This window comes from Dyella sp. OK584 (assembly GCF_057787755.1).
Map to the genome: position 1 here is coordinate 40,131 of NZ_CM173542.1, position 15,859 is coordinate 55,989.

Here is a 15,859-nt window from a genome sequence, read left to right on the forward strand (position 1 = left end):
CTGATCAATCGACGTCGGGTACCTGCGTGCTGATTCACGGCAAATGCCACTGCGGCAATATCGCCTTCTCGCTGACGTGGGAGCCTGACCCCAGCGAGATTCCCGCGCGCGCCTGCGACTGCTCCTTCTGCATCAAGCACGGCGGCGTTTGGACGTCCAATCCCAACGGCAGTCTCAAGGTAGTTGTCGGGGATGCCTCGCTGGTTTCCCGTTATGCCTTCGGCACCCGTACCGCGGACTTCCACGTTTGCGCCCGCTGTGGCGTGGTGCCGTTGGTGACCAGTCTGATCGAAGGACACCTGTATGCCGTGGTCAGCGTGCATGCGCTGGAAGGCATCGACCCCGCCATGCTTCGTCACGGCTCGGCCAGTTTCGAAGGCGAGGATGCGGAGCTACGACTGGCCCGCCGGCAGCGGAACTGGATTTCCCGGGTCGAGCTGATCGAAGGTAGCGCTTAGCTCGCGCCGAGCTGCTGCAGTATCGCCAAAGGACCCGCAAGGTTGTCGCCCATAGCCGCCGGAAGCCCATACCGGTGGACGATATAGTCCGGCGCATTGCACGCAATCCACGTAACGCCCTGCTCGTCTTCCCACACCAGCGCTTTTAGCGGCAGATCCAGGCCAGCCATCGGCTCCACCTGTAGCAGTAGCGTGCCCGCTTTCGGGTTGCCAAAGATCAGCATCTGCTCGGGGCGCAACGTTAAACCCGCGCGCTGTGCATCGCCGCTGAAGTCGATGCGGGCGAAAATGGGGATGCCGTGAGCGTCGAGCGCATGTGCGAGCTTTTCGATGGTTTCAGACACGCTGGACGCGGACCTGAGTCGGATCACTCCATTGGTTGCAGCAGGGCTCGACATGGCGCACTCCGTGATGCTCGCAACGAAAGGTGCGCACATGCTCCGCCGGTCGCCGTCAAACCTGTGCATGCACCAACGCACCCCGGACAACGCCGGGGTGCGTTGATTGAACGCTATCGATCAGCGCACACCACCGCCGGCAAACAAACGCTCACCGGTGAGCCAGTACGAATCGTCCGAGGCCAGGAAGGTGACGATCGAGGCAATGTCGTCCGGCTGGCCGATGCGGCCAAGCGGCGTCTGTGAGATCGCGTGTGCGTGGAAGTCCGAACCGATGAAGCCAGCCGAATGTGTGCCTTCGGTTTCCACCATGCCGGGGTTCACCGCGTTGACGCGGATCTTGCGCGGACCCAGCTCACGCGACAGCACGCCGGTGATGGCATCCACCGCTCCCTTGGTGCCGGTATAGACGGCACTTGTTTCGGGCACGATGCGGGTGACCAACGAGCCGATGTTGATGATGCTGCCGCCCTCGCCGAGGTGCTTCGCAGCGGCCTGCGTCGTCAACAACAGACCAAGCACGTTCACGTTGAACTGCTTGTGGAAGTGTTCCTCGGTGATGTCATCAAGCGCGCCGAACTCATACACGCCGGAGTTGTTCACCAGGATGTCCAGACGACCGAAATGCTTGACCGCCGCATCGACGATGGCCTTGGCGTCGGCCGCTTTGGACACGTCGCCACCCACGGCCACGGCCTTGCCGCCGGCCTTGCTGATCGCGTCGACCACGGCGTCGGCGCCGGCCTTGCTGGAAGCGTAATTCACGACAACCGAAGCACCTTCGGCGGCCAGCGACTTGGCGATGGCGGCGCCAATGCCCTTGGATGCGCCGGTAACAACGGCCACTTTACCTTTGAGCTTGCTCATGACGGGTCCTGTTAAGAAATTGATGGGGAGTGGGGAGCCTGGGAGTTCTTAATTCCCATAGTTCATAACATACGAACTTATGAACTAGTTTTCAAGAGCTGCTAAAATGACAGTATGCGCCCCCTGACCCACCCATCGATCGACGACATCACCGTGGAAGGCATCCTCCACGCATTGTCCGACCCCGTGCGAGCCACGATCTATGCGCAACTGGCATGCTCGGAGCGCGCCAACACCTGCTCAACGTTTCTGCAGTTGGACGACCGTTGCATCCCGAAGTCGACCCTGTCCCAGCACTTTCGCGCCCTGCGCGAAGCTGGCCTGATCCGCAGTGAGCGCCGCGGCGTGGAAGTGCTCAACACGTCGCGTTGCGAAGAAATCCAGCAGCGCTTCCCCGGTTTGCTGCCGGCGATCTTGCAAGCGCACAGCATTCAGTCCGATGAGCGGAAACCGGCGGCCAAGCGCAAGCCGGCCGCCAAGAAAGCGAAGGCACGCTGATCCACCCTTACCGTTTGGTAAGAGTTGTCAGCCCTTGCCCTGCTCCACCAGCGTCAACGCCACCTTGTCGCGCAAATACACCGGCAACGCGTGTTCCGGCGCGAGCGTACGACCAGCAGCGAACTCGATCGCAGCCAGCTCGGCCACATGGCGCGCCTGCGGGTAGCAGGCACCATCCGCACTGGCCAATGGACCCGTGAGCCGTTCGCCCAGCACGCCGGTATAGGTTGCCCAGCCGGTGCCTACCACTTGCCACGACGAAGCCGGCGGCAACATAAGCGTATTGGGCAGGCAGACGCGCTCGGCATCGAGCGCGATCAGGCCACCGTTATCGTCGCGACGATAACTGGCCGCATAGATTTCTCCCATGCGCGCATCGATGACGGCAAGGATCGCTGCATCGTCCTCCGGTGCTTCGAGCGCGAGCGCCGCCAGCGATGACACCGTGATCACCGGCACATCCAACGCCAGCGCCATGCCCTGGGCCAGCGAGATGCCCAGGCGCACGCCGGTGAATGCTCCGGGGCCGCGGCCTACTGCGATCGCGTCGAGCGCATGGCGGCCCAGCCCGGCCTCGGCGAGCAGCGCGTCGGCCATTGGCAGCACCAGTTCGGCATGGCGTCGAGGCGCTATCTCGCTGCGAGCGATCACTTCGTCGCCGTGGATCAGAGCGACGGAGCAGGCTTCGGTGGAGGTTTCAAGGGCAAGCAGGTTCATGGCCGCTCCATGATAGCCGGTGCAGGACTCATCGCGACGGGCACGCTGGCATACCAGTCGATGCGTCGGGTGAGATACATCAGCAGCGCAACCGTGAATACCAGCACGATGGCACCGATGAGCAACGCATACTGCTCTGCCGCCAGCACCACGTAGAGCATCGCGTAGACGAGACCCAGCGCGACGCCCAACAGCAGGCCCGCCCGACGCGCGCCGAGCACCGAGATGGCATAGCCGCCCATGATCAACACCACGGAAGCGGCCGCCACGGCGTAGGCGAGTCCAAAACCGATCTGCTCGGAAAGCGCCAGCAGCAACACATAGAAGGACGTAAGCGCCGCGCCGATCAGCAGGTATTGCACCGGATGTACACGCAGACGCTTGAGCACTTCGAACAGGAAGAACGCCACGAAGGTCATGGTGATGAACAGCAAGCCGTATTTCCCCGCGCGCACATTGCGCTGGTAGATATCCACCGGCTGAAACAGCGCCACGCCGAATGCCGATTCGCGCACGTCACTATCTACGCGACCATCACTGGCATGCCATGACTGACCGTAGCGCCGGTTGAGATCGAGCATGTGCCAGCGCGCCGAAAAGCCGTGTGCGTCTACGCTACGCTCCACCGGCAGCGCAGCGCCGATGAAGCTTGGGTCCGGCCATGGCGCATGCATCTTCACATCCATGGTGCGCGCCAGCGGCAGCAGCTGCAGCGACTGGGTGCCAGCCAGACGGAGGTTGAGCACGAAGTCGATGGGTTGATCGGCCAAAGCATCCAGATCGAGTGGCACCGTCACGGTGGGCCACAAACCACCGAAGGTGGTTGCCGACGAAGAGAAACGTTGTGGCTTGCCGTTGATCAGCAGCTCGGTCACTTCCTGCAGTCCGCGAAGATCGGCCAACACCAGCCTCAGCTCGGCCTTGTCGCCTTGCCACGTCGCGCTGTCGAGCTGGCGCAACTGCGCGATCTCACTGGCAAGAAAGCGTCCGCGCAATTGCACAGACGAAGCAAATACCGGCGCTTCGTAGATGCCATAGCGGCGTTTGTCCACCGTCATGGCCACATCCATGCTGGCGGTATCAGGGAGAATCAACGCGGTGTCCGCCTGTTCCCTGATCTCGCCGGGCGCACCGGCAACAGCCTGGCGCGTGGGCACGGCCAGCAGCAGCAGACCAAGCACCTGTTCGCCACCCCAACCCTGGGCGATCTGGTCGACGGCGGACTGGCGCATGCCCTGCCGCTCATCTACCAGCGATTGCACTTTCCACAACGGCAACAGCATCAGCAGCGCCAGCAAACCGATGCCAAGTACTTTGGCCGTCCAGCTTCGCATCCAGCTTCCCATGACCATGATTCCTTATGACGGAGTCATGATGGAAACAGCCGCCAGGGCAAGCGGCAGGGCAAGCTGCGGTCAAACTGCGACGACCTGATGGCAAAACAGCGATCAGCCGGCTGGTGGTTGCCACAATTCGATGCGCGTGCCTTCCGGATCCATGATCCAGCCGAAGCGACCGAATTCGCTTTCATCGACGCGCTCGTCCACCGCCACGCCGGCCTCACGAAGCTGCGCCAGCAAGCCGTGGAGATCGTCCACGCGCAAATTGAGCATGTATGGCTGCGTGCTTGGCGCGAAGTATTCCGTGTCCGCCGCGAAAGGCGACCACAGCGTATAGCCGCTTCGCGTTTCGTCTTCGGTGAAGCGTGCGCCGCCCCACTCCTCGACCGGCAGACCCAGATGCTGCGCGTACCACTCGGCCAGCGCCTTGGGGTCGCGCGACTTGAAGAAGATACCGCCCAGCCCGGTTACCTTTGCCATGACCTGATCCTCTGCGGTTGACCCATTATGGATACGCCGATCTACTCGACGGGCGTGTGAACGTCATCATCGAAGAATGCTTGTACATCCGCCAGTTCGCGCGTGCGCGGCATGGCCGGCAGGCTGGCGACGAACAGACGTCCATATCCCTTGGTGGTCAGTCGCGGGTCGCACAGCACCAGCACGCCGCGGTCGCGCACGTCGCGGATAAGGCGACCTGCACCCTGCTTCAGCGCGATTACTGCGCTTGGTACCTGCCAGCCCATGAAGGGATTGATACCGGCGTGCTCCAGTGCCTCCAGTCGCGCCTGCAGTACCGGATCATCCGGCGCGGCGAAGGGCAGCTTGTCGATCACCACTACGCTGAGGGCCTCGCCAGCCACGTCCACGCCTTCCCAGAAACTGGCCGCCCCCAACAGCACGCCGTGCCCACTGGCGCGGAACTCTTCCAGCAGGCGATGACGCGGTGCGGTGCCCTGCACAAACAGCGGCCACGGCACGCTTTCGCGCAGCAGCTCGGCGGCGCGGCGCAGTGCACGATGCGAGGTGAACAGCAGAAAGGCGCGTCCATGCGAGGCATGTAGCACCGGCAGCACGGCATCAAGCACGCGATCGGTGTAGTCGCGTACTGCCGGATCCGGCAACCCGGTGGGCAGGTAGCACAGTGCCTGGGTCGCGTAGTCGAACGGGCTTTCCACCTGCAACGTCTGCGGGTCATCCAGGCCGAGCTGGCGTGCGAAGTGATCGAAGCTGCCGGCTACCGACAACGTGGCGGACGTGTGGATCCACGCCGCTTGTGTCTGCTCGCGCATCGCGCGCAATGGTGCAGCCAGGTCGAGCGGCGTGGCATGCAGGGAGAAGCCGCGCGGGAACAGCTCGTACCAACGCACGTCTCGCTCGCTTTCGCGTTCGGCGATGCGATCCAGTCTGTCGCACAGGTGTGCCGCACGCTCGTGCACGTTGGCGAAGCCACGGGAGCGCTCAGCCTGCGAGGCGAGCACGTCGGTCAGTGCGGCGAGCACTTCCCGCACATCATGCAGCGAAGCGTTGATGGTGCTGCTGGCCTCGAGCAGATGGAACGACCCACGCTCGGGTAACGCATCCATCGCCAGACGCATCTTGCGAACCGAATCCTGCAGCGCTTCGACCGGCTCCAGCACGAGTCCGATGGCACCGGTGACACCGTTGCATTCGCCCAGGCTGTCCTGCGCAAGCTCGGTGATCTGACGCGCGCTGATGCTTTGCGAAAAGAACTGGCCAGCCAGCTCGGGAATCTGATGCGCCTCATCGAGGATGAATGCATGCGCGCCAGGAAGAATCTCACCAAAGCCTTCCTGCTTCAGCGCGAGGTCGGCGAACAACAGGTGATGGTTGACCACCACCAGATCCGCTTCCTGAGCTTCACGACGCGCCTTCACCACATGGCAATCGTCGTAGAACGGACATTCCACCCCAAGGCAGTTTTCAGGTGTGGACGTGACACGCGGCCACAGGGGCGATTCCTCCGGCACTTCGGCCAGCTCCATGCGATCGCCGCGCCGTGTGCGCGACGACCAGGCGCGAATAGCCGCTAGCTGGCCGGCCTGCGTGCGATCGAAGGTGGCGCCTTCGCGCACGGTCTGATCCAGTCGATACAAGCACAAGTAGTTGGCGCGCCCCTTCAGCAGCGCTGTCTTCAAGCGTGCATCAAGCACGGAACGCACGCGCGGCAGGTCACGAAAATACAGCTGATCCTGCAGCGCCTTGGTGCCGGTGGAGACGATCACGCGCTCGCCGGAAAGCAATGCGGGCACCAGATAGGCAAAGGTCTTGCCCGTGCCGGTGCCCGCCTCGGCAATCAGCGTCTCGCGCTCGGCGATGGCGTGCTGCACCGCGCGCGCCATTGCCTGCTGGGCGGCACGTGGGGCGAAATTGGGTAGCTCGCGGGCGAAAGGGCCTTCCGTACCCAGCAGCGCGGCCACGTCCTCGTGATTGGTCATCGCGAAAGTATGGCTGAGCTTCGTCCGGGCTGCGAATGCCCTAGACTGCGAGCGGCTTCTCGCGGAGCACCGCCATGTCCACGCCCATTACCGGCATCGGCCAGATCGCCATCACTGTCAGCGATGTCGATGCCGCACTGTCGTTTTATCGCGACATCCTGGAACTGCCCTTCCTGTTTCGCCCCGCGCCCAACCTGGCCTTTCTCGACAGCGGTGGCATACGGCTGATGCTCTCGACGCCACAGGGCGCCGGCACGGTGGGCAACAATTCCATTCTCTACTTCAAGGTGGCCGATATCGCGACGGCATTCACCACCTTCCTCGATCGTGGCGCCATGGGCGAACACGAGCCGCGGGCCACTGCCGAACTGTCCGACCACACGCTGTGGCTGGCGTTTCTGCGTGATCCGGATGGGAACCTGGTGGGGCTGATGGAAGAGCGACGGCGTTAGTCACTCTTACTCCCTCTCCCCTTTGGGGAGAGGGTTGGGGTGAGGGGTCAATCTTGCGATAGGGCCTCATCGATGCGGGCTTCGTAGAAAGCCCTTCGCGAGCACCCGCCCTAACTTCCTCTCCCCTTTTGGGAGAGGAAGTTAGGACACTCAGTAACGCTGCAGTCCTTCCACGTGGCACTGCGTCACCGACTTGCTGGCGCCGGCGGCACCGGCGTCGTCACCGGCGTGTTTGCGCAGCTCGACGATGGTCTGCCAGTTGCGCGCGCACAGTGGTCCCAGGCGCGGACCCAGTTCCCACGAGCGATGCGCAAGCTTCTCGGCGCTGGCGTAGTCCTTCAGATGAATCGCCAGCTCGGCGCGGTCCTGCAGCAGATCGGGCGAGTCGGGGCTGATCTTCAGCGCCTGGTCGAGCTTGGTCGCCGCCTCGTTGTACTTGCCGGTGCGCAAGTCGCCTTCGGCGGCATCCTGCAACGCAGCCACGCCCGGATCACGCAGCGGGTTCACGTCGATGACAGATTTTTCCTTGTCACCCGCTGCATGGATGGCCGCCAGCATCTGGTCATCGGAAACCGAGGGACGAGTGGCCTGCGACGGCGCGCTGGGTTGGGTGCACGCCGCAAGCAAGAGGACGGCCAGCGTGGCGGGTGCGGCAGCAGTACGAAGGATACGGCACGACATGATCAGTCTCGGGCAGATACGGTAGAAGCCGGCGCGGGGGACGAGTCACCGCCACCGAAGAGATTGCCGACCCGCTGCCAGAAACAGCCTTCGGCGTCCTGCGGAAGTGTACCGGCCACCACGGGCAATTGCCGCGCCCCTTCACAACCCTCTGCCGAGCGCCGGCCCGTGGCGGTATTGATCCACGCCATCTCCAGACCGTCGCCCGGCGCCGCCGACAACGGGCGCGTGGGCAGCTTGCGGAACAGTTCTTGCCAGGCGCGCAGGCTGCCGGTGGCGCCGTAGAGGCCGCTGGGCTTGTTGTCGTCGCGGCCCATCCAGAACAGCGCCAGATGGTCACCGGTGAAGCCGGCGAACCAGCTGTCACGCATATCGTTGCTGGTCCCGGTCTTGCCGGCGGCATTGAGATAGGCCAGGCCAGAGGTGCTGATCGACGCGGCCGTGCCCGAGCGCGCTACCTGCTGCATCGCCCAGGTCACCAGGCGCACCGCAGGCTGGTACTCGCCCGGCCCGGTCTTCACTTCGTAGCGCTTGACGGTCTGCCCCTTGCCGTCGACCACGCCGCGCACCGCCACGAGCGGCAGCGCATGGCCATCCGCCGCGATGTATTGATAAAGCTGGGCGGCTTGCAGCGGCGACATGTCTTCCGCACCGATCAGCAGCGACGGGCTCGGATTCACATCGGTGAGACCGAACGATTCGAGGAACGACTTGATGCGCGACACGCCGATGTTCATGCCGAGATTGATGGTCGCCAGGTTCCACGAATGCACCAGTCCGTCGATCATCGGCACGGAGCCATGCACGTCACCCTCGTCGTTCTTGGGCGTCCAGAAGGTTCCGTCCGGCTGGCGCATGCTGATGGGTGAATCTTCCACCGGGCTGCCGAGATTCCAGCGCTCCGGATTGGCCAATGCCACCAGATATACCAGCGGCTTCATCAGCGAGCCGATCGGTCGGCGCGCATCGAGCGCGCGGTTGAAGCCCTGCTCGCCCGGAATCTTGCTGCCGACGATGGCGAGCACCGCGCCCGTCTGCGCCTCGGTCACCACCGCCGCGGCCTGCGCCGCTTCACCACGCTTGCCGAGACTGTTGGTCGTGGTGGTGATGGCCTGCTCGGCATACAACTGAGCGGCCGGGTCGAGCGTGGTGAACACGCTGAGGTTGCCGTTGGAAAGCGTTTCGTCGTCGAAGTCGCTGGTGATCTGCTCACGCACCAGCTGCATGAAGGCGGGGAACCGGTTGTGCGGCAGCTGGCCGTTGCTGACGATGCCCAGCGGTGTGGCCTTATAGGCAGCTGCCTGATCGGCGCCGATCAGGCCGGTCTCGACGAACTGATCGAGCACCAGGTTGCGACGCGACAGCGCGCGGTCCGGATAGCGGCGGGGATCGTAGAAGCTCGGACCCTTCACCATGCCGATCAGCAACGCCATCTCCTGCGGCTTGAGGTCTTCCACGCGCCGCCCGAAATAGAACTCCGACGCCGCGGCAAAACCGTGCACCGCCTGGTTGCCCTGCTGGCCGAGGAATACCTCGTTGACGTAAGCCTCGAGGATGCGGCTCTTGTCGTAATGCGCTTCGATCAGGATCGACATCAGCGCTTCGTTCAACTTGCGCGTGACGTTCTGCTCGCGGTCGAGGAACAGGTTGCGCACCAGCTGTTGAGTCAGCGTGGAACCACCTTGCACCGTGTGGCCGGCGCGCAGGTTGGCGAACGAGGCGCGCAGGATGGCGGTGAGATCGATGCCGAAGTGGTGCTTGAAGTCGCGGTCTTCCACGGCTTGCAGGCCCCCGAGCAGCAACGGCGGCACATCGTCCAGACGGACAATGCGGCGCTCTTCCTGCTGCGAGCCATACAGCGTAGCGATGCGCGCAGGATCGATATGGGTCAGCTGCATCGGTTTGCCGCTACCCAGATCCTTCACATTGGCAACCTGCCCCTTGCCCATTGCGATGCGCACGCGCTTGGGCACTTCGCCGCCATCGGGGCCGGCATAGCCACGCGAGGCGATGATGTAGCTGCTGCCGTCCTTGGCCCAGGTGCCCGCCACCTGCCCGTGGCCGTCATTGCTGTAGCCGGCGAAAGTCAGTTCCAGTTCCAGCGTCGAGGGTGTCATCGGCGTGCCGGTCGCCAGGGCCAGCGGTCGCGCATAGACGCGCGTGGGCACCGCGAACACGAGGTCGTTGAAGCGGTCCTGCACACGCTTGTTCAGTATCAGCGTGTAGGGCAGCACGAAGCCAAACAACAGACCCATGCAGATCCAGAACGGTATGCGCACCCAGGGCCAGGCGACGGTGGCAAACGAGTGGAGACGGGTCAAAAAGGCCAAGGAGGGGAAATCCTGAACAGGAAGGCTTCTGGATCATAGGGCCTGCTTCCCGGCGGGCATCTGAACGCATGCCGCGGTTTGTGGCGCGGATGAGGCGACGCCGGGGTTTTCAGGAGATCCTTAGGCCCTTGTAGGAGCGCACCCAGTGCGCGAAAAGCCTACGGAGCGGTGACGCCGCACCCTTCTTACTTATCGCTGGCGAAAACCGTCTACCGGTACAAGAACTTGGCGCTGCGGTCGCGCACTGGGTGCGCTCCTACAGTGGAGATATCGGGCTCCAGCAGGCCGCGTCGGGGTGGAAAGGGCGTGGCGAGATGCCCAGCAGGCGCTGCAGCTCGGTGTTGTCGGCGATCAGGTTCGCTTCCAGCCGGGTCAGCGGCCCACGCAGCCGGGGCACCGCGTGACGGCCGAGCCGCAGTAACGGGGCGGGAATCGGCATGGGGAAGGTCGCCATCGGCAGGCTGCGTCGCACGCGGGCAAACATCTCACCGGCAGTGAGCCGCTCTCCCCCGCCCAGCGGCAAGATACGGCCGGCGGCCTCGGGGTGATCGAGCGCTGCCACCACCGCCGCAGCGATATCGTCGGCATGCACGGGCTGACGCAGACCGCTGCCGGCCGGCAACGGAAACACACGCAACCGCATCGCGCGCTGGGCAATCGGGGTGAGACTCTTGTCCAGACCTGCCCCGTAGATCAGCGTGGGACGAAATATCGTCCATAAAGCGCCCAGCCGCTCGCAAACCGCTGCCAGCGCCGCCTCGCCGTCACGCAGCGACTGCGCGAGCGCTCGCTCCGAGGGAACATCCGAAGCCTCCTTGGACTCGGCGCTCATTGAGCTGGTGGCGATGACGCGCGTGCCGGGCGACAGCACTACCGAGGACAACCACTGCGCAAACGGCAACAGCGGCCCGAAGCTGATGAGGACGAGGGGCCGCCCGACATCGGGCACGCGATCGGGCAACTTGCCCTGCACCCAGGTCAGCCCGGTTTCGTCCGCGCGAACCTGCCGACTCAACGCCAGCACGGTTTCGCCGCGAGCTCGAAGGCGCGGCAACAGGAAGCGACCGATCTGACTGCTGGCCCCGAACACCATCACGGTCATGCGTGACTCCTCAGGAACCGGACTGCAGCTGAGCCATCAGCGTGGCCAGGCGCGGATTGCCTGGCGCCAGTTTGCGCGCGCTGTCCAGTGATTGCGCCGCACCGGCGTGGTCGCCCCTCTGCAACTGCTGCTCGGCCTGATCCATCCATGCACCAGCCAGACGCTGACGTAATTCGCCTTGCGCCGTGCCACCCGGCGACAAGTCATTCAAGTCCGCCAGACGGTTGGCCGCCCCGGAAAGGTTGCCGCTCGCCAACGCCTGATTGAACTGGCTGACGGCGAGATTCGGCAGGGCTTCCAGTCCACGACGGGCAACTTCGTTGTTGCCGTCGACAGCCAGTGCCTGGCGGTACAAGTCATACGCACTGTCGCCCGGTGGCAGCATCAGGTTGCCCTGCCGCGCTGCGGCGTCGGCGCGTTGGATGGTGCGTGCGAGTTCGGCACCTTGCTGCGGCGTAAGCACCGGGTGCTGCATGGTCTCGGCTTTGTCCTCGGCGATGTCGCTGGCCACCTGGGCCGCCGCTGCGGACTTGTGTGTATCGCCCAAACGAGCGCGCGCCGCAGCGAGATCGGCGGAGCGCGGCGCCAATCCGGCAGCCTGGTCGAGCAATTGGCGAGCGTGTGCGGCGTCGCCACTGTCCAGCGCAGCGTTGGCCTGCACGATCATGGCCTGGGCCACCTGGCCTAGACCCGTCTTGGCGTCGGCATTGTTCGGATCGATGGCCAATGCGGCCTTGTAATGCGCCAGTGCGGTGTCGTCGCCGTCGCCGGCAATACGGCCGGCGCGCAAGGCGTCCTGTCCCTGCTTGAGCGCATCGGCCAGCTCGCCGCCGTTCTGTTGATCTGTCTGCGCCAACGCGGCGCGCAAGGCGGGTAGCTCACCGTAGTTGGGCAGCAGCGCGGCCAGGCGATCGACCAGCGCCGACGCGGTGGCGCGGTCGCCTGCGTCCAGCGCCTTGTGCACCTGCGCTGCGAGGGCATCGCCCACCTTGTCCAGCCCGTGGGAGGCAACGGCATTGTTGGGCTCGGCGGTGAGCACGCGCCGATACAACGCGCCGGCACCATCGTCGCCGTCGAGCTTGCCGGCTTCCAACGCCTGCTGCGCCTGTTCGACCAAACGGTCGGTGTGCACCGAACCGTTGCGTGCACTGGCCAACGCCTGCGCCAGGCGGTCGACATCGCTGCCGCCGCCAAGAAGTTCACGCGCGGCAGCCAAAGCCTGGTCGGCCTCGTCCAGCTTGCCTGCCTGCAGCGCCGCGTCGGCGCGCGCGATCTCGGCCTGTCCAACCTTGCGCAGCCCGTCGCGGGCACGATCGTTGTCCGGTTGCAGTGCACGCGCCGCCTCGAAGAGTTCGCGCGCGCTGGTGCCGTCATTGCCGTCTAGACGGCCTTCCTGCAGCGCTGTTTCGGCACGACCAAGTACGCCATCGAGCTCCGTGCTGGGCACCAGACCACGCAACCTGTCCTGTCCGATCCATAGCGCGGTGCCCATGCCGATGACGACCAGCAGCGCCAGCGGCACCAGCCAGCCGCGCTTGCGGGTGCGCGACGCCGCCTGGCGTGCCGATGCGGCGCGGCGCAACTCGGGGTCCAGTGTGAACTTGGGCAGTCCATCGTCATCCCCGCTGGGCGCCGGCGCCGCTGCCGGCGCATCCAGGTTGTCGAGATTGCCCAGGGTGGGCTCGGTGCGGCCCTGTGACCCGGGGTCGTGCTGGTCTTTGCGTCCGTTCATGGGCTCACGATGATGGGCTGATTCAACGGCAGCTTAGCATTGCGGCTGGCGGCCGCCCGCCTTGCAACGCGTGGTTTACCGCGCCGTGTTCAGGCACCGCTGACGCGACGCGCGTCGACCACGTTGGGCATTGCCGCCAGCCGGCCGAGCAGGACCGAAAGCTGTTCGAAATCGCGCACGCGCAGGGTGAAGCGCATTTCCACCTCGCCGGTGTGGGTGAACACCCGGCTGGACGAGGCGATGATGTGCGTTCCCGCGTTGCTGATCATGCTGGTGACGTCCTTCTGCAGGCCCTTGCGGTCGTAGCCGTGCAGTTCGATGTCCACCTCGTATGCGCGCGCGGCGGCCTTGCCCCACTCCACCTCGATCACGCGGTCAGGGTCGCGCCGAGCCAGGCGCGCGAGGCTGGCACAGTCGGCGCGGTGCACCGACACGCCACGCCCGCGCGTGACAAAGCCGCGCACGGGGTCGCCCGGCAGCGGCTGGCAGCAGCGCGCCAGTATGGTGAGCAGGTTGCCCACGCCCTCGATGCTCAGCGCGCCGTGGTCGCGCGGCACGTGTCGCGACGGTGCAGGCGCAGCCGATTGCGTCACCGCTGGTGCCGGCGCCGTCGCTTCCTGCAGCACGCGGGATATCTGGCCAGGCGCCACTTCGCCCAATGCCAGTGCCACCAACAGCTCGTCGTGCGTCTTGAAGTGGAAGTGCGCCGGCAGCTTGCTGATATCTGCGGCAGGCAGGGCCAGACGCCTGATCTCCTTCTCGAACATCGTCCGCCCGGCCGCCAGGTTGGCGTCATGCGCGATGCGACGGAACCAGTTGCGCACTTTTTCCTTCGCGCGCGAGGTGTGCAGGTAACCGTGGTGCGACGACAGCCAATCACGACTCGGTTCCGCCACCTTGGCGGTGAGCACTTCCACACGGTCGCCACTGGACGGCTGGAAGGTAAGCGGCACGATGCGGCCGTTGACCTTGGCACCGCGGCAGCGATGCCCGACTTCCGTGTGCACGTGATAGGCGAAGTCCAGCACCGTGGCACCGTGCGGCAGGTCCACCACCTCACCTTTGGGGGTGAGCACGTAGACGCGATCTTCCAGCAGTTCGGTATGCAGCTCGGCGGCTAGATCGCCGTCGCTGTCGGGACGCGGTTCGAGCAGGCGGCGCATCCAGGCGATCTTCGCTTCGAATTCGCTGTCGCCACTGCCGCCCTCCTTGTAGCGCCAGTGCGCGGCAACGCCCAGCTCGTTGATGCGATGCATCTCCTGCGTGCGGATCTGCACTTCCAGAGTCTTGCCGCGCGGGCCGATCACTGCGGTGTGCAGCGAGCGATAGTCGTTGCCCTTCGGACGCGCAATGTAATCGTCGAACTCGCCCGGCAGGTGCGGCCACAACGTGTGCACTACGCCCAGCGAGCCGTAGCAGTCGGCGACACTGTCGACCAGCACACGCACGGCGCGGATGTCATAGAGATCGGAAAACTCCAGCTCCTTGCGCTGCATCTTTTTCCAGATCGAATAGATGTGCTTCGGTCGTCCAGCCAATTCCGCGCGAATACCGGCGGCGTCGAGTGCGCGATGCAGAACGTCGAGCGATTCGCGGATGAAATCCTCGCGATCTACGCGCCGTTCGTCGAGCAGTCGTGCAATGCGCTTGTAAGTCTCAGGCTGCAGGTAGCGGAAGCTCAGGTCTTCCAGTTCCCACTTGAGCTGCCAGATACCGAGTCGGTTAGCGAGAGGCGCATGGATGTCGCGGGTCAGTAGCGCCAATGGCTGGCGATCGGCCTCTGTCCAGGCGCTGGCCGCGCGCATGCGTGCCAGTTGCCGAGCCAGCAAGACGAACACCACACGCAAGTCACGGATGATCGCCAGCAGCAGGCGACGCAAACCCTCGGCGCCGTGATCCGCACCATGCTGCGCATGCAGCGCCCACACCCGTTCGGCCGCGACCTGGCCGCCGACCAATCGTTGCAACTCCGCCGGCAGTGTCGCTTGGCGCTTGCTCCATAGCGCCGGGTCGATACGTGCAGCCTCGAACCACAGCGCCGCCGCCTGCGTTTGCGCGTCGCAACCCAGCATGGCCAGCAAGTCGAGCACGTCCGCGCATTCGGTCTGGTTCACCGATAGCTGCGCGCACGCATCCAGCGCCTCGCCAAGCACAGGCGGCACATTGCCGGCGCGTTCGCGCCATTGCGTGAGACCCACGCTCGCGTTGATGGCAGCTTGAACCATGGCGTCATTCTAGTGCACGCGAGCCACCGAGCCCGCTTCGCATGAATCGGCGGTTCATGCCGTGTATGCTGCGCCGGCGATGTTTATTCCCTGTTCGAGAGGATAGCCCCATGCGCCTGGTTCGCCTGCTGCCGTTGCTGTTGAGTGCCACCCTCGCCGTCCCTGCCCTCGCCCAGGCTGCCGATCAATACGTGCCGCTGCAGCAGCGCATGTCGCCGGAAGAATTCAAGGCTACGGGCCTGGACAAGCTGTCACCCGATGAGCTGAAGAACCTTGACAACTGGCTGAGCGGGCACGGCAAGGTCGTTACCAAGATGGTCGACACCAGCGGCAAGCCGGTGTTCTATCCCAGCACCGAAAAGGCAGGCCCGGTGCAGACCAGGCTCCAGGGGACGTTCACCGGCTTTAGCGGCCACAGCGAATTCACACTGGACAACGGCCAGGTGTGGAAGCAGGCCGATAGCACCCGGATCGCCTGCATGACCAGCACCAACCCCAAGGTGGAAATCAAGCGCTCGCTGTTCGGCAACTGGATGATGATGGTGGATGGCTGCAACGACACCACCAGCGTGGTACGCACCAAATAGGCGCTTTTGCCGG

Annotated in this window: 15 protein-coding genes; 4 read left to right on the plus strand and 11 right to left on the minus strand. The window is 64.6% G+C overall.

Annotation, left to right across the window (positions count from 1 at the left end; genetic code table 11):
* Positions 1–26 precede the first annotated feature (26 nt).
* Entirely contained in the window at positions 27–458 is a 432-nt protein-coding gene (locus AC3CBN_RS00225; protein WP_488634825.1) for a GFA family protein, read from the plus strand.
* Here AC3CBN_RS00225 and AC3CBN_RS00230 read toward each other — a convergent pair.
* Complete coding sequence (locus tag AC3CBN_RS00230) at positions 455–802, minus strand: DUF302 domain-containing protein (RefSeq protein ID WP_488634826.1); 348 nt, start codon at positions 800–802, stop codon at positions 455–457. The two genes, AC3CBN_RS00225 and AC3CBN_RS00230, sit on opposite strands and share 4 nt — an antisense overlap.
* Positions 803–976: 174 nt before the next feature.
* Positions 977–1,723, minus strand: coding sequence for a glucose 1-dehydrogenase (locus tag AC3CBN_RS00235; RefSeq protein WP_488634827.1), 747 nt, complete (start codon positions 1,721–1,723; stop codon positions 977–979).
* A 114-nt stretch (positions 1,724–1,837) separates the two neighbouring features.
* Here AC3CBN_RS00235 and AC3CBN_RS00240 point away from each other — a divergent pair, with 114 nt between their 5' ends.
* Positions 1,838–2,221 carry an ArsR/SmtB family transcription factor gene (locus AC3CBN_RS00240; RefSeq protein ID WP_488634828.1) on the plus strand — a complete coding sequence of 128 codons (384 nt, stop codon included), beginning with the start codon at positions 1,838–1,840 and terminating at the stop codon, positions 2,219–2,221.
* A 27-nt stretch (positions 2,222–2,248) separates the two neighbouring features.
* Here AC3CBN_RS00240 and tsaB read toward each other — a convergent pair whose 3' ends face one another.
* From tsaB to yoaA, 4 genes are all read right to left on the minus strand, one after another.
* Positions 2,249–2,938 (minus strand): tRNA (adenosine(37)-N6)-threonylcarbamoyltransferase complex dimerization subunit type 1 TsaB, encoded by a 690-nt coding sequence (gene tsaB / locus AC3CBN_RS00245; protein ID WP_488634829.1) that lies wholly within the window; start codon positions 2,936–2,938, stop codon positions 2,249–2,251.
* Positions 2,935–4,284, minus strand: a complete 1,350-nt coding sequence (creD, locus tag AC3CBN_RS00250; protein WP_488634830.1) for a cell envelope integrity protein CreD — start codon at positions 4,282–4,284, stop codon at positions 2,935–2,937. The genes tsaB and creD overlap by 4 nt, the downstream gene beginning before the upstream one ends.
* Positions 4,285–4,386: 102 nt before the next feature.
* Complete coding sequence (locus tag AC3CBN_RS00255) at positions 4,387–4,758, minus strand: VOC family protein (protein WP_488634831.1); 372 nt, start codon at positions 4,756–4,758, stop codon at positions 4,387–4,389.
* Positions 4,759–4,799: 41 nt separating this feature from the next.
* Positions 4,800–6,737: a DNA repair helicase YoaA gene (gene yoaA / locus AC3CBN_RS00260; RefSeq protein ID WP_488634832.1), complete on the minus strand. Its 1,938-nt coding sequence runs from the start codon at positions 6,735–6,737 to the stop codon at positions 4,800–4,802.
* Between the two features lie 74 nt (positions 6,738–6,811).
* Between yoaA and AC3CBN_RS00265 the strand changes: the two genes are divergently transcribed.
* Complete coding sequence (locus AC3CBN_RS00265; RefSeq protein WP_488634833.1) at positions 6,812–7,189, plus strand: VOC family protein; 378 nt, start codon at positions 6,812–6,814, stop codon at positions 7,187–7,189.
* 150 nt (positions 7,190–7,339) lie between these two features.
* On the opposite strand, the gene AC3CBN_RS00270 is transcribed toward AC3CBN_RS00265, so the two are convergent.
* The 5 genes from AC3CBN_RS00270 to AC3CBN_RS00290 all read right to left on the minus strand — a co-directional run bounded on the left by AC3CBN_RS00270 (position 7,340) and on the right by AC3CBN_RS00290 (position 15,259).
* Complete coding sequence (locus tag AC3CBN_RS00270) at positions 7,340–7,870, minus strand: tetratricopeptide repeat protein (RefSeq protein WP_488634834.1); 531 nt, start codon at positions 7,868–7,870, stop codon at positions 7,340–7,342.
* A 2-nt stretch (positions 7,871–7,872) separates the two neighbouring features.
* Positions 7,873–10,200, minus strand: a complete 2,328-nt coding sequence (mrcB, locus tag AC3CBN_RS00275; protein WP_488634835.1) for a penicillin-binding protein 1B — start codon at positions 10,198–10,200, stop codon at positions 7,873–7,875.
* Between the two features lie 256 nt (positions 10,201–10,456).
* Positions 10,457–11,302, minus strand: a complete 846-nt coding sequence (locus AC3CBN_RS00280) for an SDR family oxidoreductase (protein WP_488634836.1) — start codon at positions 11,300–11,302, stop codon at positions 10,457–10,459.
* Positions 11,303–11,312: 10 nt separating this feature from the next.
* Positions 11,313–13,034 (minus strand): hypothetical protein, encoded by a 1,722-nt coding sequence (locus AC3CBN_RS00285; protein WP_488634837.1) that lies wholly within the window; start codon positions 13,032–13,034, stop codon positions 11,313–11,315.
* An 89-nt stretch (positions 13,035–13,123) separates the two neighbouring features.
* On the minus strand, positions 13,124–15,259 hold the full coding sequence (locus AC3CBN_RS00290) for a RelA/SpoT family protein (protein WP_488634838.1): 2,136 nt from the start codon (positions 15,257–15,259) through the stop codon (positions 13,124–13,126).
* Positions 15,260–15,369: 110 nt separating this feature from the next.
* Between AC3CBN_RS00290 and AC3CBN_RS00295 the strand changes: the two genes are divergently transcribed.
* Positions 15,370–15,846: a hypothetical protein gene (locus tag AC3CBN_RS00295; protein ID WP_488634839.1), complete on the plus strand. Its 477-nt coding sequence runs from the start codon at positions 15,370–15,372 to the stop codon at positions 15,844–15,846.
* Positions 15,847–15,859: the final 13 nt, after the last annotated feature.